This window comes from Mesorhizobium sp. M1365 (assembly GCF_040317865.1).
In the GTDB taxonomy this organism is placed as follows: Bacteria; Pseudomonadota; Alphaproteobacteria; order Rhizobiales; family Rhizobiaceae; genus Mesorhizobium.
Genome location: NZ_JAMYLG010000028.1, coordinates 1 through 25,607 on the forward strand (window position 1 = coordinate 1; position 25,607 = coordinate 25,607).

Genomic DNA, 25,607 nt, shown 5'->3' on the forward strand with positions numbered 1-25,607 from the left:
TGACTGGAGGTCAGAAAATGAACATCAAGAGCCTTCTTCTCGGCTCCGCTGCGGCACTGATCGCAGTTTCCGGTGCGCGCGCCGCCGACGCCGTCGTCGTCGCCGAGCCGGAACCCGCTGAATACGTCAAGATCTGCGACGTCTACGGCGCCGGCTACTACTACATCCCCGGCACCGAAATCTGCCTGCGCATCGGCGGTTATGTCCGCTACGATATCAGCGCTGGCCAGGCTGGCTCGTTCGACGGTGCTCGATACACCGACACCAAGGATCTTTTGGACCTCGAGGCCAACGAAAATGACGGCTACTACAAGCAGGCCCGCTTCACCCTGAGGACCTGGACCGGTCAGGAAACCGAGATGGGCACCTTGAAGACCTACACCGAGACCCGGTTCAACTGGGGAACGGGTTATCATTCCTTCGCGGGCTACGACTTTTCTCAGTTCGGTAGCAGGGGCGTCTCGCTCAACTTCGCCTGGATCCAGCTTGGTGGTTTGCGCGTCGGTAAGGACGAATCGGCCTTCAATACGTTCACCGGCTACGCCGGCAACGTCATCCAGGATACGATCGTTCCCTACGGCGGGTTCGACACCAATGTCGTCCAGTATTACTTCGATGCCGGCAATGGCTTCTCGGCCGTGGCTTCGTTGGAAACCGGTGAAGGCTTTATCATTAACAACGCCAACACTGCCTTCAACTTCGGTCACGACTCGGTTGATAGCTATGTTCCGTACGTGGTCGGCGGCCTCAAATACACGCAGGGCTGGGGCTCCATCAGCGGTGTTGCTGCCTATGACAGCAGCCTGGAAGAATGGTCTGCCAAGGTTCGCCTCGACGTGACCCCGATGCAGAACCTGTCGCTGTTCCTCATGGCCGGCTACGGCTCTGACGACAACGCTCCGCGCAATTTCTATAAGCAGTGGGGCGGCAACTGGGCGGTCTGGGGTGGTGGTACCTACACCATCAACGAGAAGACCTCGTTCAACCTCCAGGCGTCGTATGACGAAGCCAAGGAAGCTGGCGTCGCGGCCAATATCGCCTACGACATCGTTCCCGGCTTCACGATTACGGCCGAAGTGGACTATGCTCATAACAGCCATAAGGTCGAAAACTTCGGCCCCTTCGTCGGCAACTATGAATACAACTGGACCGGCATCCCGGGCGACAAAAAAGACGCCGTCGGCGGTTTCCTCCGCTTCCAGCGCTCGTTCTAAGGGCTGGACTTAAGGCAAGTGAAATCCAGCCCGGGCGCTCTATCGCCCGGGCTGTTTTTGTTTTCGCGACTGGTCGCAAACAGAAGGAAAAGGGGGTTCGGTAGCTGAACAGGGTTGTGGAACGATGTCGTTGGGATCCGCCACTGGTGGATGAAATCGGCCGCAACGCTTAAAACTCTTGAAAGGGCACCGCCAAGCAGGTAGGTCTAGGCCTATCCACTCGGGGGTGTGGCGAATAATGACGAACGATGCGATTCAAGAGGGAGGAACCTCTGATCATTTTTCGATGTTTTCTTCTCAAACTGCAAAAATAAAATACAGTTACAACAAGATACGAGAAGTAAAGTCGCACAGGATCGGAGAACTTTTTTCAGCATACCGGGACATACTTTGGGATGACGGGCGGCATAAATACAATGTTAGCTCCTTCATCGGCGAGATAGACGAGATACTCCTTGGGGAGCGTTTCAGCGCCTTTGACCAAAGCACCCTCGACAATCTTATCGGCACCTTGCGCCAGCGCGGCAACAGCAACGCAACCATCAACCGGAAGATGGCTGCCCTCAGCAAACTGCTGCGCAAGGCTTACAAGATGGGAGATATCCACAGCCTGCCCGAGTTCCGCCGCCAGAAGGAGCGGGCGGGACGGATTCGTTTCCTCGAAAGAGACGAGGAGGCCCGGCTGTTCGCCGCCATCAAGAGCCGCAGCGAGGACGCTTATCGGCTTTCCGTCTTTCTCGTCGACACCGGTTGCCGCCTCGGCGAAGCGCTGGGCTTGATTTGGAACGATATCCAGGAGCACCGCGTCAGTTTCTGGATCACCAAATCCGGCCGCAGCCGTACCATCCCGATGACCGAGCGGGTAAAAGAGGTGATCAAGCTGCCGGCGATCGAGGGCCGCCGGCCCAAAGGCCCGTTCACCAAGCTCAGCCAGGCGCAGTTTCGCGCCATCTGGAACGATGCCAAGGCCGAAGTCGGGCTTGGCGCCGACGATCAGGTCGTGCCGCATATATTGCGCCATACTTGTGCCTCGCGTCTCGTCCAGGGCGGCATCGATATCAGGCGTGTGCAGATGTGGCTCGGCCACCAGACGCTGTCGATGACCATGCGCTACGCGCATCTGGCCACCAACGATCTCGACGGCTGCGTCACCGTGCTGGAAACGCCTCGGTCCGGTGGCTCGGACATCGGCGGTGCAAGCGCTTTGTCTTCTCCACCTCCGGCGAGGCGAGAGCCAAAAAAGCGAGCCGGCCGCAAGCAAGGCCCCAAAGCCCGCAAAGAGAAGCGCCAAATCCTGACGGTTTGTTCCCCGCGAAGCTAAGTCAAGTAATACTCGAGATGAAGTCTCGGGTATTACTTAAGTTGGCCTGCCACTCGGCAGCGAGCCTCCAAAATTCTTTCAGTGGCAAAGCGCAAATCTCCGAGATTGGCCGAAGCCTCCTCGCATTCGTCATCCCTGGGCGGAGCAGGAGCGAAGCGACGTAGCGAAGACCCTGGGATCCATGCCGTTACATTTGCGTACACGAAAGCGGAGCAAATTCGAGTGCTTTTCGCACCGCCGGTCAGTCGCGGGTGATGGTTGAAGGGTAGCTGTCCACGTTACGGATACGAGCGCCATTCCGATCCGCTGCATTCTTCGGCTGACGTCATTCTTCGGCTGACGTCATGGCATGGATCCCAGGGTCTGCGCTCCGCTTCGCGTTCGCTCCGCCCTAGGATGACGAAGGCATGGTAAGTGCTTACTTCCCACCACCCCGCCGCTCCGCCCGATCGAAAAAACCAGCGATCCTGCCCGGCAGGATCCCGGACTCCAAAAACGGTGCATGCCCCTGGCCGTCGGCGGTGATCGTCTCGATATCGGTATGGCGCGTCCGCATCTGCTCGAGCGTTTCGGCGGACAGCAGCTTCGAATTGGCGCCGCGTATGACGAGCATCGGGATGGCCGCCAGCGCGTCGAACTGTGGCCAAAGATCGGGCAGCGGCCGGCTGGGATCGAGCCCCGCCAGCGTCTCGACCAGTTTCGGATCGAAATCGGGCAGAAATCCCTCCTCGGTCTCGCGGTAGAGGGCTGATGCCATCCGCTCCCAATCCGCATCGGTCAGCGCCGGAAAATCCGCGCCATGGGTGCTGCGCAGGTCGCGGACCACCTCTGCGTACATCTTCGGCCTTGGCGCGGGGTCGAGGTAGGAGCGGATATGGGCGAGACCTTGCGACTCGATCACCGGGCCGATGTCGTTGAGAACGACGGCCTTCAGCATGGCCGGCCGCATCGCCCCGAGCACATGGATGATCAGTCCACCGCGCGAGGTGCCGATGAAGGCAGCCTCGTCGACGCCAAGTGCAGCCAGCCCGGCGAGAATATCCCCCGCTTCGATGCCGATATTGTAATGGCCGATATCGGCATCGTAGGCGGACTGCCCGCGCCCGCGATAATCGAAGGCGACAACCCTACGCCTCGCCTGCGTCGACAGATAAAGCGCCAAATCGTGAAAATCACGGCAATTGCGGGTCAGGCCAGGCAGACAAACGACTGGCCAACCGCCGGAATTCGCTTCGCCGTAGATGCGGGCGTGCAGGCACAGCCCGTCCGGCGCGGCGTAGAAGAAATCGGAAAAACCCTGCTCGATTGGCATGTAGACTCAACGGGAAGATTGGCTGCCATAGTCGCTTTCGCCAGGTTTCGTAGGATGCAGAAAGGCACTGTCCCCGAAGCTGCCGATCTCCCACTTGGGGGCAGGGCTATTGCAGATGGAAAGTCGAGGCTTTCGCTCTACGACGGACCCCACTCCTAACCCCTCCCCACAAGGGACCCACAAGGGGGAGGGAGACTTCCGTTGGCACTGACCTCGGCAAATTGCCTGCCTTTCGGCGCCAAAAAGGGAAGTAAGGGCATGCGGCAGCGTTTCCTCCCCCTTGTGGGGAGGGTTAGGGTGGGGGTCCATCTTCGTAAGAATCCAACTGCGATTGCCCTGCGCTTGGGGAGATGTCTAGTGATTGGCAAGGAGGGCAGGACAGAGCGGGCCGCTGTCCCGCCAACTCCACGTACGGAACCTTCATAGCCTGAAACAACAAACCCGCCTCGGCGGGCGGGTCGTCGGTGCGAATCAGCACCATACCGAAATTAGTAGCATAGCTGCCGGCACAAAGCAAGAACAAAATACGCCGTGACCGACAAATTCGCGAAGGATCGCAGCTGACTTGGTTTGAAGCCCGGTCGTCACCCCCGGCCGTTCACCAGATCTCCGACAATATCGTACTTGCCGGAGATACGCATCTTGTAGACCTCATAATTCTCCATCACGCGCTGAACGTAACTTCTTGTTTCCGTATAGGGAATCCGCTCGATCCAGTCGACGACTGCATCGACGTCCTCGCCGCGCGGGTCGCCGTATTTCGCCACCCACTGGGCGGCGCGGGCGGGGCCGGCATTGTAGCCGGCGAAGGTCAGCACGTAGGAGCCGTCGAAACGGCCGAGCTGCTCGCCCAAAAAGGCGGCGCCCAGCGTTGCATTGTAGCCGGCATCGGTGGTCAGCCGCGCCTGCGAGAAAGTCATGCCGGCCTTCTTCGCCAATTGCTTGGCCGTGCCTGGCATCAGCTGCAGCAGTCCGCGCGCGCCGGCGCTGGAGACGGCGCCGATGTTGAACTCGCTTTCCTGCCGGGCAATCGCATAGGCCAGCGCCTTGCCCGAGCCGGAGACGTTGGCGGTGTCGGGAATGACGCCGAGCGGATGCGACAGCGCGCCTACGTCGATGCCGCGGGCGCCGGCGATCTTGCCGACCTTCAGCGCCATGAAATGGTTGCCTTGTCTTTCCGCCAACACCGCAAGCAGCGCCAGTTCGCCGGGGCTGTTCAGCTGCCCGGCAAGGTCGCGGTAGAGGGTTTCGGCATAGCGGTCGTAGCCTGCCTGCTGCAGCCGCTCGATGGCGCTGACCGCCTCGCGGGTGGCAAAATTCCGGCGGTCGGCGGCACTTGGCTGGGGGTAGACGATATTGAGGGTCTGCCGGCCGACACGCTCGCCGGCGAGCTGGCCGTAAAAGGTCGTGCCGTAGCTGGCGGCACGGCTGAAAAAATCCTTGGCATTGCCGGGCCCGCCGACTTCGGCGGCACGGCCGAGCCAGTAATAGGCGCGCGACAGCGACATCGGCCCTTGGGCGAGCTCCGCGATTCGCGCAAAATGCTTGGCGGCGGTGCTCGGGTCGTTGAGGCCGCGCAACGCGTACCAGCCTGCATGGAATTCCGCCTCGGCGGCATTGGCGGGACTTTCGGCGGCATGCGCGGCGACTATTCTGTAGGCGGTCTTCATGTCGCCCTGGTCGACCAGCTCGCGCGACAGCACCCGGCGTTCGACCCACCAGGCGTCCGCATCGACCAGAGCGTCACGATCGCCCGGCGCCTTCATCACCAGCGCGGCCGCGTCGGAAAATTTCTGTTGCTTGCGCAGATATTCGGCTTCGGCAAAGAGATAGCCGACCGCCCGCTGCGCTGCCGGCACCGCCTTCAGCAGCTTGGCCGCGTTCTTGTCGCCCTTGCTGACCGCCGCCCAGGCATCGGCCAATTGCTGGGCGCCGGCGAGACCGGCGACGCGTAGCGCCGAAGCGACCCGGTCGGCATAAAACATGCGCTCCATGCGGAAGCGATGGTCGGCGGCCGGGATCAGCGCGCCGAACTCGCGGATGACCGCCGCCTCGTCCCCGGCTTCAAGCTTTTCGGTCCGCCAGAATGGCGACAGCACCGAGCGCGCCGCCTTGGTATTGCCTAGCGCTACATAGGAGCGGGCTAGGATCACCACGCCCTCGAAGGTCAGCGGCTGGCTGCCGTCGAACGCCCGCACCACGATCTGCGGCGTGGGGTTCTCGCGATAGAGCGCGCGCTCGCTGTTCTTGCGCAAGGCGATCGTGCCCGGCCAGTTCGGCAGCATCTTTGCCGCATCGGCGATGTCGCCGCTCGGCACCTGGTCGCCGCCATAGAGCGCGATCGCCCAGGCAAGGATGTGCCGGTCGAGCGATTTGGCCGGCAGCGCTTCGCGCACCTGGCGGGCGCGCTGAATGTCGTTTGCCGCCAGCGCATCGAGACCGCTCTTCAGCGCCGCGACGCTGGCGGATGGCGAAGGGGACTGCTGCAGTGCATCGTTCTGCGGCTCCGTCATCGGGATCGCCGACGTGACCTGCCCATCGACGCTGCCGCCGATCGCCGCGCCGGGGACCAGCACAACGATCGCGCCGAGAAGCGCGAAAAGATGAGGCCGCCTGGTCGGCATGGATTTGGTCATTTCCTATTCTTCGATGCTATCACTGGCACAGATGAACTGCAGCCTATTCGTCTGTGATGAAGGGCCCGTAAAGAAAACCTTATCGAGGTCGTTCGAATTGCAATTGCTGGCGCAATGCTTGCCGCGCAACAATGTCGAGACTATGGTGCGCCGCTTCGCTTTCGGCTAGAAGGCGCGCACGACAAACACCTACAGCGCCGCGTGTCTTCTCAGACGCGCAAAGGACGCTGTAGCAATTTAAATTGGCGCATGATCCTTTCCGAAATCGACTGCGATTTTCGGGGTCATGCGCTAGTCCCAAGGAGTTGGACGACATGCTAAGAGGCTCGCTGACCGCGCTCGTCACACCGTTCGAAAAGAGCGGCCGTTTCGACGAGAAAGCCTTTCGCGCGTTCATCGCCTGGCAGATCGCCGAAGGCACGACGGGCGTGGTCCCGGTCGGCACCACCGGCGAGTCGCCGACGCTGTCGCATGACGAGCACCGCCAAGTCGTCAAGGTTTGCATCGAGGTCGCCAAGGGCCGGGTTCCGGTCGTCGCCGGCGCCGGCTCCAACAACACCGACGAGGCGGTCGGCCTGGTCCAGTATGCCGAGAAGGCGGGCGCCGACGCGGCCCTTGTCGTCACGCCTTATTACAACAGACCGACGCAGCGCGGCCTCTATGCGCATTTCGCCGCCGTCGCCAAGGCGACCAGCCTGCCGATCATCATCTACAACATTCCACCGCGCTCGGTGGTCGACATGAGCCCCGAGACGATGGGCCAGTTGGTGCATGACTTCAAGAACATCGTCGGCGTCAAGGATGCCACCGGAAAGGTCGAGCGGGTTTCGGAGCAGCGCGCCACCTGTGGCAAGGATTTCATCCAGCTCTCCGGCGAAGACGCCTCGGCGCTCGGCTTCAACGCGCATGGCGGCGTCGGCTGTGTTTCGGTGACGGCAAATGTCGCACCCAGGCTTTGCGCTGAATTCCAGGAGGCAACGCTTTCCGGCGACAGCGCCAAGGCGCTCGACCTGCAGGACCGTCTGTTGCCGCTGCACAAGGCGATTTTCATGGAGCCCGGCGTTTCCGGCGCGAAATATGCGCTGTCGAAGCTGGGCAAGGTCGAGAACGTGCTGCGCTCGCCGCTAATGACGGTCGAGCCGTCGACCGCCGAGAAGATCGACGCGGCGATGAAGCACGCCGGCTTGATAAACTAGGGATGAGGCGCCACCTCTCCGCATCATGAATCAAGTCAGAAAAGCCGATCCCAACAACAAGACCGTTGCGGAAAACCGCAAGGCGCGGTTTTCCTATGAGGTGCTCGACACGATCGAGGCCGGCCTGGTGCTGACCGGTACGGAAGTGAAATCGCTGCGCCAGGGCCAGGCCAATATCCAGGACAGCTACGCCTCGGTCGAGGGCGGCGAGATCTGGCTGATCAACTCCTATTTGCCGGAGTATCTGCAGGCCAACCGCTTCAACCATGAGCCGCGCCGCCGCCGCAAACTGCTGCTCAACAAGCGTGAGATGGCAAAGCTGGCGCAAAGCGTCGACCGCGAAGGCATGACGCTGGTGCCGCTGAAGATCTACTTCAACGACCAAGGCCGTGCCAAGCTGCTGCTCGCCGTTGGCCGCGGCAAGAAGCTGCACGACAAGCGCGAGACCGAAAAGCAGCGCGACTGGTCGCGCGAGAAGGGCCGGCTGCTGAAGGAGCGAGGGTGAGGAGCGGTCCGCGAAGCGGAGGAAAAGCCAGCGATTTGGCTTTTCGAGCGACGAACGCCCGGAGCCATAGCGGCGGGCAGGGCGGACCAAAAGGGATAGGTCTCGTTTGAAAAACCGGATCGTCTTGTGGGGCGCGGCCGGTCTGCTCGTGGCGGGCCTCGTTTTGGCCGGCGGCTATACCTACTTCCAGACATTTTCTCCGGACCGCGGCAAATATCCGGTCAGGGGCATCGACGTCTCCCATCATCAGCGGCAGATCGACTGGCGCCGTGTTGCCGCCGACGATGTCGCCTTCGCCGTGATCAAGGCGACGGAAGGCGGCGATCATGTCGACGATGCCTTCGCCGCCAATTTGCGCGCGGCCCGCGCCGCCGGTCTTGCCGTCGGTGCCTATCATTTCTTCACCTTCTGCAGACCGGGTGCGGATCAGGCACGCAACTTCATCTCGGTGGTGCCGCACGATCAGCCTTTGCTGCCGCCGGTGGTAGACATCGAGTTCGGCGGCAATTGCCCGCAGCGGCCAACTCCCGAACAGCTGAGCGCCGAACTCTCCGCCTTCCTCGGCCCGGTCGAGGCGGCGTTCGGCAAGACGGCGATCCTCTATGTGACCGACGAGGCGGCGCAAGCCTATGCCGGGCAGCTAGCCAGCCGCCCGCGCTGGCTGCGTTCGCTGGCGCTGCGGCCGGGCCATGACAACTGGATCTACTGGCAGTATCACAACCGGGGCCGCGTCGACGGCATCAGCGGCGACGTCGACCTGAATGTTCTCCAGGGCGGATCTGCGACGCTGGCCGCATTGTTTGCCGCAGCGCCTGAAGCGACAGCGTCGGATTGATGCTATTCCTGTCCACCAAAACACCCTCTCATATCGCAGGCGGCGCCGTGCTAAGTACATTTGATGCCGGAGCGCCCTTCATCAACCAATGACAGCAACGCCCCGCCTGCTGCGACGGACGGCGGCGACCCCCGCCTGGCATTTGTCTATGCGGAGGCGGTGCGTGGCCTCCAGCACCAGCAGGGCGTGGTTGAAAGTCTCAATACGCGCGCCGGCAATCTGATCTTTGCAACCGCGTTCGCGAGTTCTCTCCTCGGAGGCAGGGCGCTCCTGGATGGCGTGGGGCCCTGGGACTGGCTGGCGCTGATATTGCTTTTTCTTATCGGGCTGCTGGTCGCGATTATGGTGTGGCCGTATTATAACTATACGTTCCGTTTCGATCCAGAGAAGCTGCTCCAGGACTTCGTCGATCAGCACCCTCCCGCAACCCTGGACGGGATGCACCGAGCGCTTGCGCTGCGCATCAAATCCGACATGGCCAGCAATTGGCGGATCATCCAACGCCTGCGCGTCGCGCTGCAGCTTGCACTGTTTCTGTGGTTGCTGGATCTCCTGGCCTGGTTGTTCGCGATCGCCCGAATCTAGGGCTCGTGCCCTGGCGGGCATCGTCCGACTCTATGTCTTCAGAAAAGCTTCTATCTGACTGAAGACGTTGACGAACATCGCTTCCGTCAACACGCCGGTATTGGTGTTGTAGCGCGAGCAATGATAGCTGGAAAACAGCGTGATGCCATTGGCCTGCTGCTGCCCACCATGCCGGAACGGATAGGCGGCAACGCGTTGGCCGAGCGCCCGCACGGTCGACTGGTGCGCGATCGAGCCAAGCGCCAGCACAGCGCGCAGATTTGGAAATCGCGCGATCGTCGGCACCAGGAACGTCCGGCAGGTCGCTATCTCGGCGCCAACCGGCTTGTTGTCCGGCGGCACGCAGCGCACCGCATTGGTAATCGCCGTGCCGACAAGCTCCAGCCCGTCATCCGGTCGCGCTTTGAATTCGCCGCGCGCAAAGCCGTGCGCGATCAGCGTGTTGTAGAGCAGGTCGCCGGCAAAATCGCCGGTGAAGGGGCGCCCCGTCCGGTTCGCCCCGCGCAGTCCAGGCGCCAGCCCGACGATCAGCAGACGCACTGCGTCCTCGCCTTCTGGCGGCAAAAAGGTCGGCACCGGCGCGTTGAACCAGGACGGCTCGCGCCGCCGCCACTCGGCGATGAAGTCGTGCAACCGCGGGCAGAGCGGGCAATCGCGATCGGGTTCGGGGGAGACGACCAGGGGAGCGGTCAAGGCAACGACCGTCAATAGTCTTCCTCGTCGACTTCGGCCGGTTCGGGCCGGCGCACCGGCCGCTCCGACGGGTCGCGGCCGACTTCATTCTTGAGCGTCATCAAGTCGATGAAATGGTCGGCCTGGCGGCGCAGATCGTCGGAGATCATCGGCGGCTGCGAAGCCATGGTCGAGACGATCGACACCTTGCGCCCGCGCCGCTGCAGCGCCTCGACCAGCGTGCGGAAATCGCCGTCGCCCGAAAAGATGACATAATGGTCGACGACATCGGCAAGCTCGAGCGCATCGACGGTCAGCTCGATATCCATATTGCCCTTGATCTTGCGCCGGCCGGTCGAGTCGGTGAATTCCTTGGCCGGTTTGGTCACCACCTTGAAGCCGTTATAGTCGAGCCAGTCGATCAGCGGCCGTATCGAGGAGTATTCCTGATCCTCGACCAGCGCGGTGTAGTAATAAGCGCGCAGCAGATAGCCGCGTTTCTGGAAGCTCGCCAGAAGTTTGCGGTAATCGATGTCAAAGCCCAGCGCGCGCGAGGTGGCGTAGAGATTGGCACCGTCGATAAAGAGAGCGATTTTTTCACGAGGATCGAACATGGAAAATGTCCTTTTTCGAAATAAGCGGTCGTCTAAATGCGTGGCGACTATCGGCCGGTCTGATAATAGACCTGTTGGCCGTCATCGTTCGAGATAACGCCAGTTTTACGGCAATCCAAGGCACCATGGCGCACCGCAAGCAATTGTGATCGGCGCTGTGTCGCCGCAGGCGGCCCGCGTCAGAGCTGCGCACCGCCATAAAAGCTTGTATTTTGGCGGCGTTCGGGTTATGGACCGCGCCTGTTTTCCATCAAATCCAGGCATGAAAGGGGCAACTCATGGCCCGCGTAACCGTTGAAGATTGCATCGACAAGGTCGACAACCGCTTCGAGCTGGTGCTCTTGGCCGGCCACCGCGCCCGTCAGATCAGCCAGGGCGCGCAGATCACCGTACCGCGCGACAACGACAAGAACCCGGTCGTTGCGCTCCGCGAAATCGCCGAAGAGACGCTGTCGCCGGACGATCTCAAGGAAGATCTCATCCATTCGCTGCAGAAGCATGTCGAGGTCGATGAGCCGGAAGCCGACGGCGAGGCGATTGCCGACCAGACTGGCAGCGCCGTTGCAGCCACCGATGCCGACGACGCCGAGGATAACGTCACCTTCGATCGCATGACCGAAGAAGACCTGTTGGCCGGCATCGAAGGCCTGGTGCCGCCGGAAAAAAGCGACGATTATTGATCTTAGCGACAACTGCCGACACTTTCGCGTCGGCAGTTTCGTGGCTATCTATGACATGCGCCGTACGCCAGTGCGGCGCATGATTCATTTCAGCATTGCGAGATCCCGCCCATGATGCGTCAGTATGAGCTTGTCGAGCGCGTGCAGCGCTACAAGCCTGACGTCAACGAGGCGCTGCTCAACAAGGCCTATGTTTACGCCATGCAGAAGCATGGCCACCAGAAACGCGCCTCCGGCGACCCGTATTTCTCGCATCCGCTCGAAGTCGCCGCCATCCTCACCGAAATGCACATGGACGAGGCGACGATCGCCGTTGCCTTGCTGCACGACACGATCGAGGACACCACGGCGACCAGGGCCGAGATCGACGAATTGTTCGGCCCGGAAATGGGCAAGCTGGTCGAGGGCCTGACCAAGCTGAAGAAGCTCGACCTCGTCTCGAAGAAGGCCGAGCAGGCGGAGAACCTGCGCAAGCTGTTGCTGGCGATCTCGGAAGACGTGCGCGTGCTTCTGGTCAAGCTCGCCGACCGCCTGCACAATATGCGCACGCTCGACCATGTGCCGGAAGCCAAGCGCCTGCGCATCGCCGAAGAGACGATGGACATCTATGCGCCGCTGGCCGGCCGCATGGGCATGCAAGGCATGCGCGAGGAGCTGGAAGAGATTGCCTTCCGCTTCATCAATCCGGAAGCCTACCGCGCCGTCACCGCACGGCTGGCCGAAATCTTCGAGCGCAACAAGGGCGTGCTGTCCGAGATCGAGAAGGCGCTCTCCACGCTGTTCGACAAATATTCGATCAAGGCCGAGGTCAAGAGCCGGCAGAAGAAGCCGTGGTCGGTATTCCGCAAGATGGAGGCCAAGGCGCTGTCGTTCGAGCAGCTGTCCGACATTTTTGGCTTCCGCGTCGTTGTCGAGACGGTCGAGGACTGCTACCGCGCGCTCGGCGCCATCCACACCACCTGGTCGATGGTGCCCGGCCGCTTCAAGGATTACATCTCGACGCCGAAGCAGAACGACTACCGCTCGATCCACACCACCATCGTCGGCCCCTCGCGCCAGCGCGTCGAATTGCAGATCCGCACCTACCAGATGAACAAGATCGCCGAATACGGCGTCGCCGCTCATTCGATCTATAAGGATACCGGCGGCAAGATGAATGGTGCCGCCCATGCGATCTCGAAGGAAACCAATGCCTATGCGTGGCTGCGGCGCACCATCGAGCAGCTTGCCGAAGGCGACAATCCCGAGGACTTCCTCGAAAACACCAAGCTGGAGCTGTTCCAGGACCAGGTATTCTGCTTTACGCCGAAGGGCATGCTGATCGCGCTGCCGCGCGGCGCCACGCCGATCGACTTTGCCTATGCCGTCCACACCGATGTCGGCGACACTTGCGTCGGCGCCAAGGTCAATGGCCGCATCATGCCGCTGATGACGGAGCTGAAGAACGGCGACGAGGTCGAGATCATCCGCTCGAAGGCGCAGGTCCCGCCGGCGGCGTGGGAATCGGTGGTCGTTACCGGCAAGGCACGCTCGGCCATCCGCCGCGCCACCAAGAACGCTATTCGCAAGCAATATTCGGGTCTCGGTATCCGCATTCTGGAGCGCGCCTTCGAACGGTCCGGGAAGACCTTCACCAAGGAAAACCTGAAGCCGGTGCTGCACCGGCTGGCGCGCAAGGACATCGAGGATGTGCTGGCCGCGGTCGGCCGTGGCGAACTAGCCTCCACCGATGTCATGAAGGCGGTGTTTCCCGACTACAAGGACGAACGCGTCACACTGGTCGCGCCCAAGCAGCGCGAGGAGGGCTGGTCGAAGATCCGCAACGCCGCCGGCATGCTGTTCCAGATTCCGGGCCGCGCCGCGCGCAAGGACAAGAACCAGCCGCGCGACGACGCGGTGCCAATCCGCGGCGTGCGCGGCGATCTGCCGGTGCGCTTCGCGCCGGAAGGGGCGGTGCCTGGCGACCGCATCGTCGGCATCGTGCAGCCGGGAACCGGTATCACCATCTATCCGATCCAGTCGCCGGCGCTGCAGGCCTTTGACGACCAGCCCGAGCGCTGGATCGACGTGCGCTGGGATATTGACGAGCGCACGAAGGAGCGGTTCCCGGCGCGCGTCTCGGTCACCGCCATCAACGCGCCGGGTTCGCTGGCCGATATTGCACAGGTCGTCGCATCCAACGACGCCAACATCCACACTTTGTCGATGGTGCGCACCGCGCCCGATTTCACCGAAATGCTGATCGATCTCGAAGTGTGGGACCTCAAGCACTTGAACCGGCTGCTGTCGCAGCTAAAGGACAATTCGAGCGTCAGCGATGCAAGGCGCGTGAATGGGTGAATAGTGAATAGTGAAATAGTGAATAGTGAATAGTGAAGAGGGTGCTCTCACTACCATTCACCATTCACCATTCACCATGGACATGGAGTGAACGATGAACACCGATGAAGTGCTGGGCATTTTCCGCGAGGCCGGCGCCGTTCTCGAAGGGCATTTCATCCTGACGTCGGGCCTGCGCAGCCCGGTCTTCCTGCAGAAAGCGCGTGTTTTCATGCATGCCGACAAGACCGAGCGCTTGTGCAAGGCGCTCGCCGAAAAGATCCGCACTGACGTGCCCGGCAGGATCGACTACGTCGTCGGCCCGGCGATCGGCGGGCTGATCCCGGCCTATGAGACCTCGCGCCATCTTGGTGCGCCGGCGATCTGGGTCGAGCGGGAAGGGGGCGAATTCAGACTGCGCCGTTTCGAGATCGCCAAGGGATCGCGCGTTGTCATTGTCGAGGACATCGTCACCACCGGCCTGTCGATCCGCGAGACCATCGACTGCCTGCGCGGCCTTGGCGCCGAAGTCGTTGCCGCCGCATGCATCATCGACCGTTCGGCCGGCAAGACCGATGTCGGCGTGCCGCTGATCGCGCTCGCCGAATATGAAGTTCCGGCCTATCCAGCCGACAGGCTGCCGCCCGAGCTCGCCGCCATACCGGCGATCAAGCCGGGCAGCCGCAATATCTAATGCATGTCGCCCAAAAGTGTGCGGCGGTTTTGGGACAACGACATGCATAAAAACAAGTCAAGAGGCGCTGCCGTGATTGCCGGCATCGATCATTTCGTGCTGACAGTTCGTTCGGTTGACGATACCTGCGCCTTCTATCAGCGCTCGCTTGGCCTCAAGCGCCTCGACGAGCCGGACCGACCAACGGCGCTGCTGTTTGGAACGCAGAAGATCAATGTGCATCAGGTCGGGCGTACCTTCGAGCCGAAGGCCAAGGCGCCGACGCCGGGCTCCGCAGATTTCTGCTTGATTGCTGCCCGGCCGCTCGCCGAGATATGTGCCAACCTCGCCGCCAATGGTGTGGTGATAGAGGTCGGCCCGGTCGAGCGTGTCGGCGCTCGCGGCGCGATGATGTCGGTCTATTTCCGCGATCCGGACGGCAACCTCGTCGAGGTCAGCGAATATCGATCCTAGTGACGCTCCTTAAATTCGCCGCGATCATGCCCTGTTCAGAACGGCGATACCCAAGGCTGGCGCGACCGGCCACCGAGCGGATGCCCTCGGCCTCGTTGTTCTTCGGCCAGCGCATCGCTATATCAAAGTCGTAGTTGCTTTTCGGCGACCGCAGAGCGCAGCATAGGGCTGTCGCGCCCGGCTGGAGAAGCCGGCGTGAAGCCACCGATGGAACTAGGAACAGGAACAGAGTGCTTTTTCGACGGCGCGAGCCTGATGGTTTTTTCGAGCGGGTGCGTACTTATTTGTGGCCGCGCCGCTCGTTCTCGCGCTCACTGCGGTATTTCTCCAAACGCATCCTGCGGCTTAGGGCCACGCCGCATGCCGTGGCCGCCGGTGTTGCGGCGGGCGTATTCGCGTCGTTTTTCCCGCTTGGCTTTCACTTCATCATTGCTGCCATCTTGTGCTGGCTGATCGCCGGCAATCTGGTCGCGGCAGCACTCGGCACAGTCTTCGGCAACCCCCTGACCTTTCCGCTGCTATGGGCCGCCTCCTGGGAGGTCGGCAAGCTGATCCTGCATGAACACCTGCCGGCGCATGGTCCGCCCGCGCATCTCGGCGACATGCTGCATAATCTTTCCTTTGCGCAATTGTGGGGACCGGTGCTGAAGCCGATGACGATCGGCGCAATACCGCTCGGCCTGGTTTTCGGCCTGCTGTTTTACGGCATCACCCGCTGGGGCATGGTCACTTTCCACGAGCAGCGCCGCAAGCGTCTGGCCGAAAGAGCGGCAAAGGCTGGAAAAACCGGGCCGGAAGTTCCCGCCGAATGATTATCGGTATTGGCAGCGACCTCATCGACATCAGACGCATCGAGAAGTCGCTGGAACGCCATGGCCAACGCTTCATCCAGCGCATCTACACCGAGATCGAACAGGCGCGCTCCGAAAATCGCGCGGCGCGTGCGGCCTCCTACGCCAAGCGTTTCGCTGCCAAGGAAGCTTGCGCCAAGGCATTGGGCACCGGTATGGCGCAGGGTGTGTTCTGGCGCGACATGGGGGTCGTCAACCTGGCCAGCGGCAAGCCGACCATGGCGCTGACCAATGGGGCGGCAGCGCGGCTGGACGAAATTCTGCCTGAAGGGCACCGCGCGGTGATCCACCTCACCATCACCGATGATTTTCCGCTCGCTCAAGCCTTTGTGATCATTGAAGCGTTGCCGGTCGAAGAAGCGCCACATTGATTGCATCTGACCACCGGCATGACGTTGCCCAGCGCGCGCCGAGACTCTATACCATCCAACGCACAATCGAGGACGACATGAGCGTGGCTGAAAAAACCCAGAAGAAATCCGGCGGACTTGGCGAAACCGTCAGCGTCATAGTCCAGGCCCTGCTGCTTGCGCTGGTCATCCGCACGCTCCTGTTCCAGCCGTTCTCGATCCCGTCCGGGTCGATGCGGCCGACTTTGCTCGAAGGCGACTATCTCTTCGTCACCAAGTGGTCCTACGGCTTCTCCCGCTATTCACTGCCGTTCGGGCCGAACATCTTTTCGGGCCGCATCTGGGGCTCAGAGCCGAAGCGCGGCGACGTGGTGGTGTTCAAGTTTCCGCCGGATCCTTCTGTCGATTATATCAAGCGCGTCGTCGGCCTGCCGGGCGACAAGATCCAGGTCAAGGATGGCCAGCTCTTCATCAATGACGTGGGCGTGCCGCGCGTCAAGGTCGGGCAGATCGACAACCGCGACATCACCGAGGAGAACGGGCCGGTCGATGTCTATCGCGAGACGCTGCCGAACGGCGTCAGCTACGACACGCTCGACCTGACGCAGGCTTCGATCGGCGACAATACCAAAGAGTTCAAGGTGCCGCCCGGTCACTATTTCATGATGGGCGACAATCGCGACAACTCGTCGGACAGCCGCTTCACCGTCGGCTTCGTGCCGGACGAGAATTTGGTCGGCCGCGCCAACCTCATTTTCTTCTCGATCGGCGGCAGCGCCAGCCCGCTCGAAATCTGGAAATGGCCGTCACTGATGCGCGCCTCGCGCCTGTTCCATTTCGTCAATTAGGGCCATGGCGGCGACGAAACGGCTGACCGCCGATGCGCTCGCCGAGGCGCTCAGGGAGCGCACCGGCCACAGTTTTGGCGACCATCAGCGCCTGCAGCGGGCGCTGACCCATGCCAGCGCTCGCGGCAGTCACGCCGGCATCGACTACGAACGTTTCGAATTCCTGGGCGACCGCGTTCTCGGCCTTGTCGTTGCCGATATGCTGCTGGCGGCATTTCCCGACGCCGCCGAGGGTGAGCTGTCGCTGAGATTGAACGCTCTGGTCAACGCTGAAGCCCTGGCGGAAATTGCCGAGGAGATCGGCCTGCCGGAACTTATTCGCGCCGGTTCGGACGTACGCGGCCTCGACGGGCGCAAGCGCGTCAATCTGCGCGCCGATGCATTGGAATCGCTGATCGCCGTGCTCTATCTCGACGGAGGGTTGGAAGCGGCCCGTGCCTTCATCCACAAATACTGGCAGCCGCGCTCGCAAGCCATTGACGCCGCCCGTCGCGATGCGAAAACCGAACTCCAGGAATGGGCGCATCAGGCGGCAGGCGCAGTGCCGGTTTACATAATCGACAGCCGCGAGGGACCGGACCACGATCCGCTGTTCACCGTCAGTGTCAAGGTTGGCGCCTATCCGCCGGCGACCGGCAGCGGGCGCTCCAAGCGCGAGGCGGAGCAGGCTGCAGCCGCGGCACTTCTGCAGCGGGAAGGCGTCTGGCTCGATCAAGGGAGTGCCGCATGACCGCCACCGAAGCTCCGGCAACAGAAGCTCCCGCTACCCGCTCCGGCTTCGTCGCGCTGATCGGCGCGCCCAATGCGGGGAAATCGACGCTGGTCAACCAATTGGTCGGCGCCAAGGTGTCAATTGTGACGCACAAGGTGCAGACCACCCGTGCGATCGTGCGCGGCATTGCCACCCACAACAACGCGCAGATCGTCTTCGTCGACACGCCGGGCATATTCAAGCCGAAGCGCCGGCTGGACACGGCGATGGTGACGACCGCGTGGGGCGGCGCCAAGGACGCCGATATCGTGCTGCTCTTGATCGACGCCGAGCGCGGCATCCGGGGCGATGCCGACGCCATCCTCGAGCGGCTGAAGGATGTTCGGCAGCCGATGGTGTTGATCCTCAACAAAGTCGATCGGGTCAAGCACGAGACGCTGCTGGCATTGTCGGCTGCAGCCAACGAAAGGGTGCCGTTCAAGCGCACCTTCATGGTTTCGGCGCTGACCGGATCCGGCTGCAAGGACCTGCTCGACTATCTCGCCGAGACCCTGCCGGCCGGACCCTGGTACTACCCGGAAGACCAGATCTCCGACCTGCCGATGCGCCAGCTCGCCGCCGAGATCACCCGCGAAAAGCTCTATCTCAGGCTGCATCAGGAACTGCCCTATTCCTCCCATGTCGAGACGGAGAAATGGGAAGAGAAGAAGGACGGCTCGGTGCGCATCGACCAGACCATCTATGTCGAGCGCGACAGCCAGAAGAAAATCGTGCTCGGCCATAAGGGCGAGACGATCCGCGCCATCGGCCAGGCGGCACGCATGGAAATAGCTGGCGTACTCGAACAGAAGGTGCACCTCTTCCTGTTCGTCAAGGTGCGTGAGAACTGGGGTGACGACCCCGAGCGCTACCGCGAAATGGGGCTCGAATTTCCGCACTGAGCCTGTTTGGGCGATCCGCAGAGCGGCCTGTTGGCCGCCTCAGGTTTCTGAGCGGTCGCCGGGCTGCCCGATCGGTCGACTTGCATATTGAACAGCCGACCGAATCATTCCGGGAGACCATGCGCCGGCCATGTCGGGTCGACCCGTTCCTTATTGGTACCGGCGCGACGGGAAATCCTGAGCGGGTTCTGAAAAATTTGCGATATTTCATGCAGAACCGGCCAGTTAGACCGGTTCGAGCACCTGCCGACACTGCGATCGTCCATGGTTCCCGTTCGTCGTCTCTCCGTCACACACTCTGCCTATAGGCTGTGCGAAAGACCCGCTTCCGAGCAAACCGGAACCGGCGGGCAAGCAGCCAGATCAGGACATGACAGGGACTTGGAATCGCATCGACCGCATCCGTCAGATCGAGTTTGCAAACGCCGTCGCTGTTGAGATCGAGCGCGCGCTGGCGCGGCAAGGCAAGGTGACGAACAGCGATGCGGTCGTTGCAGCGGGCAGGGTCGCCGGCGCCGTTGCCGCCGCCGTCGCTTTGCTTGCGCCGACCGACATCAGTGCGATCGACACCATGCAGGAAAGATTACCCGGCATGGCGTCGCGTTTCGTGCGGATATTGGCAGACGAAGCGGCGGAACGCCGTGCCCGGACGCATCTGTCGACGGCGCACGAAGGCCAAGGGGCAGACATCCAACGCCTGGCCGGAACGGGCGACCTCGACTCGATGCGGCTCGAGGACTGGGCCGGTCGGGTCGCCGGGTCGACGTTCCTGCAGCAAAATCTCGGCATATCGCGCTCGACCCTGCATCGCTGGCAGCGGAGCGGCACGGTCGTTGCGTTGCGCACCGGTGGCCGCAAACATGTATTTCCTTTGGCGCAGTTCATCGACGGCAGGCCGGCGCCGGGTATCAAGGAAGTGTTATCCGCGATGCCCGATCCACGGCATGCCTGGTCGTGGCTGATCGGCCCCGCGCCCGGCCTCGCCGGACGTATTCCCATTGAAATGCTCAAACGGGATCTGGTGGCGGAAGTCTTTCTTGCCGCACAGAACGCAGCGATGGCGAAGTCGACTTGATCTCGCTGCCAACGCTAGAAGTCTATTCTAAAAAAAGAACACGCACAAGGAATGTATGTCGGATTCCTATCGGTTTGCCGGCTAATGGCATAAGTATATTTTTGTACAATTGTGACAGTGTCTCGTTTGTTTCGATGGGCAAATGTGAAGCAAATATGAAGTGATATTTGTGCAACATGGATTTATTCTGTTATGCAAACATTGATTATTTTTGGAATCGTCATTGAGACTGGAATGCGGATGAGTATGTTCGCCGCCTGAAGAGGGGGTGCGGTGCGCGCCTTTTTCGACGTGGGTGAGGCGTTCAGCCGTTCAACCCATGAATCCAAAGCCATTTTTAACTTTGACTGGAGAGGTCAGAAAATGAATATCAAGAGCCTTCTTCTCGGCTCAGCCGCGGCATTCGTCGCGGTCTCCGGTGCGCGCGCCGCCGACGCTGTTGTGGTCGCCGAGCCGGAACCCGCCGAATACGTCAAGATTTGCGACGTCTACGGCGCCGGCTACTTCTACATTCCCGGCACCGAGACCTGCCTGCGCATCGGCGGCTATGTCCGCTATGACGCAAGCTTCGGCGACGCCGGCCGCGTTTTCGATGGCGCGACGACACACGACCTTTTGGACGGTGACGAGCAGCAGACCTGGAACAAGAATGCCCGCTTCAATTTGAAGACGTGGACCGGCCAGGAAACCGAGCTCGGCACGTTGAAGACCTATACCGAGACCCGTTTCAACTTCGGCAATACCAAACGCACCGTGAGCGGTGTTGATTTCAGCGTGCAGGACAACAAGGCGGTTACCCTGAACTTCGCCTGGATCCAGCTTGGAGGTTTCCGCGTCGGTAAGGATGAAACTGTCTATGATTCGTTCATCGGTTACGCCGGCAACGTCGTCCAGGACACTATCATTCCTTACGGCACCAAGGACACCAACCTGATCAGTTACTATTTCGACGGCGGTAATGGCTTTACGGCAGTCGCCTCCGTCGAAACGGGCTCCGGCGCTGACCAGTCGATCGACAGCTACGTTCCGTTTGTCGTCGGCGGCGTGAAATACAAGGGCGACTGGGGTGCGATCACCGCGGTCGGCGCCTATAACAGCACGTCGGAAGAATGGGCCGGCAAAGCTCGCCTCGACGTCAAGCCGATTACTGACCTGACCCTGTTCGTGATGGCGGGCTACGGCAGCGACGACAACGTCGCGAAGAACTTCTACAAGCCGTGGACTGGCAACTTTGCCGTCTGGGGCGGCGGCAGCTATGCCGTCAACAAGAAGACCTCTTTGAACGCCCAGGTCTCCTATACCGACGACCAAGACTTCGCCGTTGCGGCCAACGTCGCCTACACCATCGTTCCTGGTTACACGATCACCGCCGAAGTCGATTATTACGACAATTTCGATGCCGACGATGCCGACGCAATCGGCGGCATCTTCCGCTTCCAGCGCTCGTTCTGATCAAACGACGATCTCGTAAAAAACGGCCCGTAGCGATACGCTACGGGCCGTTTTGGTTTGGCGGCGGATTCGTCGCTCATCTTGATTTCGCCATCCAACCGGTGACAAGCTCTCGTCATGGAATGGCGCGACGAGGGAATCATTCTCGGCACCCGCAAGCATGGCGAAACCAGCGCCATTCTTGAGGTGATGACACGCGCGCATGGCCGCCATCTCGGTCTCGTGCGCGGCGGCCGTTCGCGCAAACAGCAGCCTGTCTTGCAGCCCGGCAATCGCGTCGACCTGTTGTGGCGGGCGCGGCTCGACGAGCATCTCGGCACCTTCCAGATCGAGGCTATCGAGATGAACGCCGCCCGGCTGATGGACAGCGCCGTTGCCGTCTACGGCCTGCAGACGATGGCCGCGCATTTGCGTCTTCTGCCTGAGCGTGACGCCCATGGCGGCCTTTACGAGACGCTTGCGGTGATGATCGCTCATCTCGACGATGCCGATGCCGCCGGCGAGCTGGTGGCCCGCTTCGAGCTGCTGGTACTCGACGAACTCGGTTTCGGCCTCGATCTCAGCCAGTGTGCGGCGACCGGCACCAGGCAGGACCTTGCCTATGTCTCGCCGAAATCCGGCCGCGCCGTGTCGCTGGCGGCGGGCGCGCCGTGGCGCGACAAGATGCTGGCGCTGCCTGCCTTCCTGCAGCGCGGCTCCGGGCTGCGCGCCGATCCGGCGGCGATCGAGGACGCCTTCCGGCTGACCGGCTTCTTTTTGACCCGCCGTGTCTACGAACCGCGCGGCATCGAGCCTCCCGGCGCCCGCGCCGGGTTTCTCGCCGCCTTGCGCAGGCATCATTCACCCGGCCGTGAATCCGGCAAGGCAAGCGCCGGGGAAGCCGCCACCGGGGAAACCACCAGATGAGCGAAGTTGAACCTGATCCCGAAAACGTTTCGCCGCTCGGCCTTGGCACCATTTCGCAGGTGGGCGAGGCCCATGCGACGGCCGAGTTCAAAGTGAATTTGACGCGGCCGATCACGCCAAGGACGGGCGAGGTGGTGTGCGAGGGCAAAGTGGTGCACAAGGGCCGCACGCTGACGGTTTCGGAAGCGGCGCTGAAGGACGCCAACGGCAAAGCTGCTGGCTTTCGGCACCGAAACATGCTCGATCTTTCCGGCCAATCTGGCGGCACGTTGAATGGACCGGCCGTTTGGCCGCCGCATTTGAATGTCACTGAACATTGAATGTCAGTGACAACTGGCCTGGTTTGGGGGAACCGCCATGTTTGAAGGCCTGATTGGCCTCGTCGCCATCATCGTGCTGTTCGTCATCATTTCACGCCAGCAGAGCCGCATCGGCCTGATCGAGCGCGAGCTTGGCGCCTTGCGCAGCCTTGTGCTTTCGGGCACGCCTGCGCTGCCGCCGCAAGCCAAGGAACCGGCTGCAAACGACAGCAAACCGGCGGATGCCGCAATCCCGCTTGCGGCAGCAGGCGACATGGCCGTATCGCCACGGACCGCAGCGGTCGTGTCAGCTACAGAGGCCGATGCCGATTCAACGGCGCCGTCCGCGCCGGAGTCGGCGCAACAGGCGACAGCGGCGAAGGCAGCTCGCCAGTCCGACGTCGAAACGGCGCTCGGTACCCGCTGGGCGGTCTGGGTCGGCGGCATCGCGCTGGCGCTGGGTGGCTTGTTTCTGATCCGCTACACCATCGAGGCCGGCATTTTCGGGCCACGCGTGCGGCTTGTCATGGCGGCGGCACTCGGGCTGGTGCTGGTCGCCGGCGGCGAGTTCATCCGGCGCACCGGCTTCAGGGTGCCGGTGCAAGGTGCCGCCGGTGCCTATATCCCGGCGATCCTGACGGCGGCCGGCGCTTTCATCCTGTTCGGTACCGTCTACGCCGCGTACAGCATTTACGGCTTCATCGGCCCGACGCTCGCTTTCACGCTGCTCGGCGCCATCGGGGTGGCGACGATCGCGGCAAGCCTGGTCCACGGTCAGGCGCTGGCCGGCGTCGGCCTGCTCGGTGCCATGGTGACGCCGCTGCTGGTCGCCTCGCAGGCGCCCAATCCGTGGGCGCTGTTCGGCTATCTGGCGATCGTGCTCGCCGCCACCTGCGTCATTGCCCGCATCCGCGACTGGAGGCTTTTGATGGCCGCAGCCTTCGTCGCTACGGGGATCTGGACCATCTTCTACATGACCGATGCGCCGGGGGCGAACCTTGCCGTCATCCTCTTTATCGACGGGGTGACACTGGCCGTGCTCGCCTTCGTCTGGCTTGGCCGCCGCGACGAAGCGGTCGCCGGCAGCGGCTTCGACTGGCCGTCGATCGCGCCGGGCTTCTTCGTCGGCCTTTCGGCGCTGGCCCTGTTTGTCGATCCGGCCTTCGCCGCCATCCGCGGTGCATTGCCGGGGGCCGCCCTTGTCGCAGCCCTGGTGGCGGTGGCGCTCTACCGGCCGCAGGCGCTTGCACTGCTGCACGCCGCCGGGCTGGCGACGGTACTGGTCTATCTCGGCATCATTCCGCCGACCACGATCGCTTCCGATTTTTCGGGTGGCGCTCTCGGCGTCGACGGCATGCCGGTCGTGGCGTCCGATGCATTGATGCTCAGGGTCGGCATCGCGCTCGGCCTGGTCTTCATCGGCGCCGGCTTTTGGGCGGCGCGCTGTTTTGCGGCCTCTGGCTGGCTGCGCGCCGCCGCATGGGCGGCGTGGAGCGTTGTCGCGCCACTGGTCATCCTGCTGGCGCTCTGGTCTACCTTCGGCAATCTCGACCGAGACCTTGCTTATGCGGCGGTCGCAGCCGTTTTGGTCGGAGTCTTCGTCGCCGGCGGCGAATGGATAGCGCGCGGCGAGGCGCCGCCGCTGACCGGCGGCGCTGCCGTCTCCTTCGCGCTCGGCGGCGCGGCAATCGCCGGCCTGTTGATGCTGCACATGGCCTTTGGTTCCGGCTGGACAACCATCCTGCTCGGAGCAGCCGCCGTCGTGCCGGCGCTGGCGACGCGCTGGCGCAGCTATCCGGTGCTTGGCTGGATTTCCGTTGGCGCGGTGATTGCAGTGCTTGGTCGCGCTGCCTTCGACCCGACCATCGTCGGTGCCGAGTTCCTGTCGAAGACGCCGGTGTTCAACTGGCTGCTGCTTGGATATGGCGTGCCGGCGCTCGCTTTCGGTTTTGCCGCCTGGCAGCTTGCCCGAACCATCAACGGCCGACCGCGCCTCGCAATGGAGGCCGGCGCCGCGCTGTTTGCCCTGCTCACCGTCGCCATGCTGGTGCGCCATGCCATGCATGGCGGCGTCATCGATACGGCTGCTGCGACGCTTGCCGAACAGGCGATCTACACGCTGATCGCCATCGGTGCCGGCGCCATCCTGGTCGCCATCGACATGCGCTCGCCAAGTTCGGTGCTGCGCTACGGCTCGATTGCAGCGGGCGTGGTCTCGGTCGCGTTCATCGTCCTCCAGCATTTTCTGGCGCTGAACCCGCTGCTGACGGATGAATCGACCGGCAGCATTCCGGTGTTCAACCTTCTGTTCCTCGCCTACCTCTTGCCGGCGGTTGCGGCAGGCGCACTGGCGCTCTATGCCCGCGACAAACGACCGAAATGGTATGCGCAGATGCTGGCGATGGTGGCGGCGGTGCTCGGCTTCGCCTATGCCACGCTGTCGGTCAGGCGCCTGTTCAAGGGCGAGTTCATCGGGCTGTGGAGCGGTCTCGGCCAGCTCGAGACCTATACTTATTCGGCACTGTGGCTGGTCATCGGCGTGGTGCTGCTCACCGCAGGTGTATGGCTGAAGTCGCAGGTGCTGCGCATAGCGTCGGCGGCGCTGATCTCGATCGCCGTGCTCAAAGTCTTCATCTTCGACATGTCGGAACTGGAAGGCGTGTTGCGGGCGCTGTCCTTCATCGGCCTCGGCGCGGTGCTCATCGGCATCGGCCTGTTCTATCAGCGGCTGCTGACAAGGGCGGCGAGAGAGGTAAATTAGTGTGAGTCTATGATCACGGGAAAAGGCTATTGACAGATGGCTGTTCAGCATACGGACGTCGTCGATATTGTCGCAAAAGGCAAAAATGGTGAATATTTGCTCAGCATTGTAGATGATCTCGATTGGGATGATGTAGAAAATCATCTTGAGCTTCTAGAGAATAAACTGAATCTATATTGTGTTTTCGTTTTAGAAGGGCAATTCTACAAAGAACATCCGGATGCTGTGGGGCGACCCGTTATGATTTCGGTGGCATTGTTGTCTATTATGCCAGCCGAGGTACAATGGTTCTTTACCGCAGCTGCGGTATCAGTCGAAAAGGCCGGATTGCAATTTGAAGTTCAGCACCTCTCGAAGGGGAATTTGTAGAGGGGTC

At 61.9% G+C, this 25,607-nt stretch carries 25 protein-coding genes; 21 read left to right on the forward strand and 4 right to left on the reverse strand.

All coding sequences use genetic code 11. From position 1 onward, the window contains the following. Positions 1–17 precede the first annotated feature (17 nt). Both NKH04_RS23715 and NKH04_RS23720 read left to right on the forward strand, forming a co-directional pair. Positions 18–1,214, forward strand: a complete 1,197-nt coding sequence (locus NKH04_RS23715; protein WP_353045053.1) for a porin — start codon at positions 18–20, stop codon at positions 1,212–1,214. Positions 1,215–1,452: 238 nt separating this feature from the next. Further along, positions 1,453–2,535 carry a tyrosine-type recombinase/integrase gene (locus NKH04_RS23720; protein WP_502913446.1) on the forward strand — a complete coding sequence of 361 codons (1,083 nt, stop codon included), beginning with the start codon at positions 1,453–1,455 and terminating at the stop codon, positions 2,533–2,535. Positions 2,536–2,953: 418 nt separating this feature from the next. Here the strand turns inward: NKH04_RS23720 and NKH04_RS23725 are convergent, their stop codons facing one another. Both NKH04_RS23725 and NKH04_RS23730 read right to left on the reverse strand, forming a co-directional pair. Beyond that, complete coding sequence (locus NKH04_RS23725; protein WP_353045054.1) at positions 2,954–3,847, reverse strand: alpha/beta fold hydrolase; 894 nt, start codon at positions 3,845–3,847, stop codon at positions 2,954–2,956. A 584-nt stretch (positions 3,848–4,431) separates the two neighbouring features. Next, complete coding sequence (locus NKH04_RS23730) at positions 4,432–6,471, reverse strand: lytic transglycosylase domain-containing protein (protein WP_353045066.1); 2,040 nt, start codon at positions 6,469–6,471, stop codon at positions 4,432–4,434. 326 nt (positions 6,472–6,797) lie between these two features. On the opposite strand from NKH04_RS23730, the gene dapA reads away from it, so the two are divergent. The 4 genes from dapA (at position 6,798) to NKH04_RS23750 (ending at position 9,604) form a co-directional block, all read left to right on the forward strand. After that, positions 6,798–7,679 carry a 4-hydroxy-tetrahydrodipicolinate synthase gene (gene dapA, locus NKH04_RS23735; RefSeq protein WP_353045055.1) on the forward strand — a complete coding sequence of 294 codons (882 nt, stop codon included), beginning with the start codon at positions 6,798–6,800 and terminating at the stop codon, positions 7,677–7,679. A 25-nt stretch (positions 7,680–7,704) separates the two neighbouring features. Next, the gene (gene smpB / locus NKH04_RS23740; protein ID WP_023768487.1) at positions 7,705–8,184 is read left to right on the forward strand and encodes an SsrA-binding protein SmpB; all 480 of its coding nucleotides are present in this window, start codon (positions 7,705–7,707) and stop codon (positions 8,182–8,184) included. 106 nt (positions 8,185–8,290) lie between these two features. Beyond that, complete coding sequence (locus tag NKH04_RS23745) at positions 8,291–9,019, forward strand: GH25 family lysozyme (protein WP_353045056.1); 729 nt, start codon at positions 8,291–8,293, stop codon at positions 9,017–9,019. 63 nt (positions 9,020–9,082) lie between these two features. Then, complete coding sequence (locus NKH04_RS23750; RefSeq protein ID WP_352471043.1) at positions 9,083–9,604, forward strand: hypothetical protein; 522 nt, start codon at positions 9,083–9,085, stop codon at positions 9,602–9,604. A gap of 30 nt (positions 9,605–9,634) precedes the next feature. On the opposite strand, the gene NKH04_RS23755 is transcribed toward NKH04_RS23750, so the two are convergent. Both NKH04_RS23755 and NKH04_RS23760 read right to left on the reverse strand, forming a co-directional pair. Next, positions 9,635–10,312 carry a uracil-DNA glycosylase gene (locus tag NKH04_RS23755; protein ID WP_245274739.1) on the reverse strand — a complete coding sequence of 226 codons (678 nt, stop codon included), beginning with the start codon at positions 10,310–10,312 and terminating at the stop codon, positions 9,635–9,637. Continuing rightward, positions 10,309–10,890: a LabA-like NYN domain-containing protein gene (locus tag NKH04_RS23760; RefSeq protein WP_023677774.1), complete on the reverse strand. Its 582-nt coding sequence runs from the start codon at positions 10,888–10,890 to the stop codon at positions 10,309–10,311. Before NKH04_RS23760 ends, NKH04_RS23755 begins: the two co-directional genes overlap by 4 nt. 278 nt (positions 10,891–11,168) lie before the next feature. Here NKH04_RS23760 and rpoZ point away from each other — a divergent pair, with 278 nt between their 5' ends. The 15 genes from rpoZ (at position 11,169) to NKH04_RS23835 (ending at position 25,600) form a co-directional block, all read left to right on the forward strand. Then, on the forward strand, positions 11,169–11,570 hold the full coding sequence (gene rpoZ, locus NKH04_RS23765) for a DNA-directed RNA polymerase subunit omega (RefSeq protein WP_023677773.1): 402 nt from the start codon (positions 11,169–11,171) through the stop codon (positions 11,568–11,570). Between the two features lie 111 nt (positions 11,571–11,681). Further along, positions 11,682–13,910, forward strand: a complete 2,229-nt coding sequence (locus tag NKH04_RS23770) for a RelA/SpoT family protein (RefSeq protein WP_352979794.1) — start codon at positions 11,682–11,684, stop codon at positions 13,908–13,910. A gap of 94 nt (positions 13,911–14,004) precedes the next feature. Continuing rightward, positions 14,005–14,583: an orotate phosphoribosyltransferase gene (pyrE, locus tag NKH04_RS23775; RefSeq protein WP_352647483.1), complete on the forward strand. Its 579-nt coding sequence runs from the start codon at positions 14,005–14,007 to the stop codon at positions 14,581–14,583. Positions 14,584–14,625: 42 nt separating this feature from the next. Then, the gene (locus NKH04_RS23780) at positions 14,626–15,036 is read left to right on the forward strand and encodes a VOC family protein (RefSeq protein ID WP_353045057.1); all 411 of its coding nucleotides are present in this window, start codon (positions 14,626–14,628) and stop codon (positions 15,034–15,036) included. Positions 15,037–15,266: 230 nt separating this feature from the next. Further along, positions 15,267–15,848, forward strand: coding sequence for a DUF2062 domain-containing protein (locus NKH04_RS23785; RefSeq protein WP_353045058.1), 582 nt, complete (start codon positions 15,267–15,269; stop codon positions 15,846–15,848). Next, positions 15,845–16,258, forward strand: a complete 414-nt coding sequence (gene acpS, locus NKH04_RS23790; RefSeq protein WP_352467214.1) for a holo-ACP synthase — start codon at positions 15,845–15,847, stop codon at positions 16,256–16,258. Before NKH04_RS23785 ends, acpS begins: the two co-directional genes overlap by 4 nt. Positions 16,259–16,335: 77 nt before the next feature. Then, positions 16,336–17,085: a signal peptidase I gene (gene lepB / locus NKH04_RS23795; RefSeq protein WP_352471047.1), complete on the forward strand. Its 750-nt coding sequence runs from the start codon at positions 16,336–16,338 to the stop codon at positions 17,083–17,085. 4 nt (positions 17,086–17,089) lie between these two features. After that, positions 17,090–17,815 carry a ribonuclease III gene (rnc, locus tag NKH04_RS23800; protein WP_352501816.1) on the forward strand — a complete coding sequence of 242 codons (726 nt, stop codon included), beginning with the start codon at positions 17,090–17,092 and terminating at the stop codon, positions 17,813–17,815. Further along, positions 17,812–18,738: a GTPase Era gene (gene era / locus NKH04_RS23805; RefSeq protein ID WP_352501817.1), complete on the forward strand. Its 927-nt coding sequence runs from the start codon at positions 17,812–17,814 to the stop codon at positions 18,736–18,738. The genes rnc and era overlap by 4 nt, the downstream gene beginning before the upstream one ends. Positions 18,739–19,108: 370 nt before the next feature. Continuing rightward, the gene (locus NKH04_RS23810; RefSeq protein ID WP_352871514.1) at positions 19,109–19,813 is read left to right on the forward strand and encodes an antitoxin Xre/MbcA/ParS-like domain-containing protein; all 705 of its coding nucleotides are present in this window, start codon (positions 19,109–19,111) and stop codon (positions 19,811–19,813) included. Positions 19,814–20,176: 363 nt separating this feature from the next. Continuing rightward, positions 20,177–21,265 (forward strand): porin, encoded by a 1,089-nt coding sequence (locus NKH04_RS23815; RefSeq protein WP_352540773.1) that lies wholly within the window; start codon positions 20,177–20,179, stop codon positions 21,263–21,265. Between the two features lie 117 nt (positions 21,266–21,382). After that, the gene (gene recO, locus NKH04_RS23820; RefSeq protein ID WP_352871512.1) at positions 21,383–22,171 is read left to right on the forward strand and encodes a DNA repair protein RecO; all 789 of its coding nucleotides are present in this window, start codon (positions 21,383–21,385) and stop codon (positions 22,169–22,171) included. Beyond that, positions 22,168–22,491: a hotdog family protein gene (locus NKH04_RS23825; RefSeq protein ID WP_352871510.1), complete on the forward strand. Its 324-nt coding sequence runs from the start codon at positions 22,168–22,170 to the stop codon at positions 22,489–22,491. Before recO ends, NKH04_RS23825 begins: the two co-directional genes overlap by 4 nt. Before the next feature lie 37 nt (positions 22,492–22,528). Then, positions 22,529–25,231, forward strand: coding sequence for a DUF2339 domain-containing protein (locus tag NKH04_RS23830; RefSeq protein ID WP_353045059.1), 2,703 nt, complete (start codon positions 22,529–22,531; stop codon positions 25,229–25,231). Positions 25,232–25,267: 36 nt separating this feature from the next. Further along, positions 25,268–25,600 (forward strand): DUF6572 domain-containing protein, encoded by a 333-nt coding sequence (locus NKH04_RS23835; RefSeq protein WP_051406156.1) that lies wholly within the window; start codon positions 25,268–25,270, stop codon positions 25,598–25,600. Positions 25,601–25,607 lie beyond the last annotated feature (7 nt).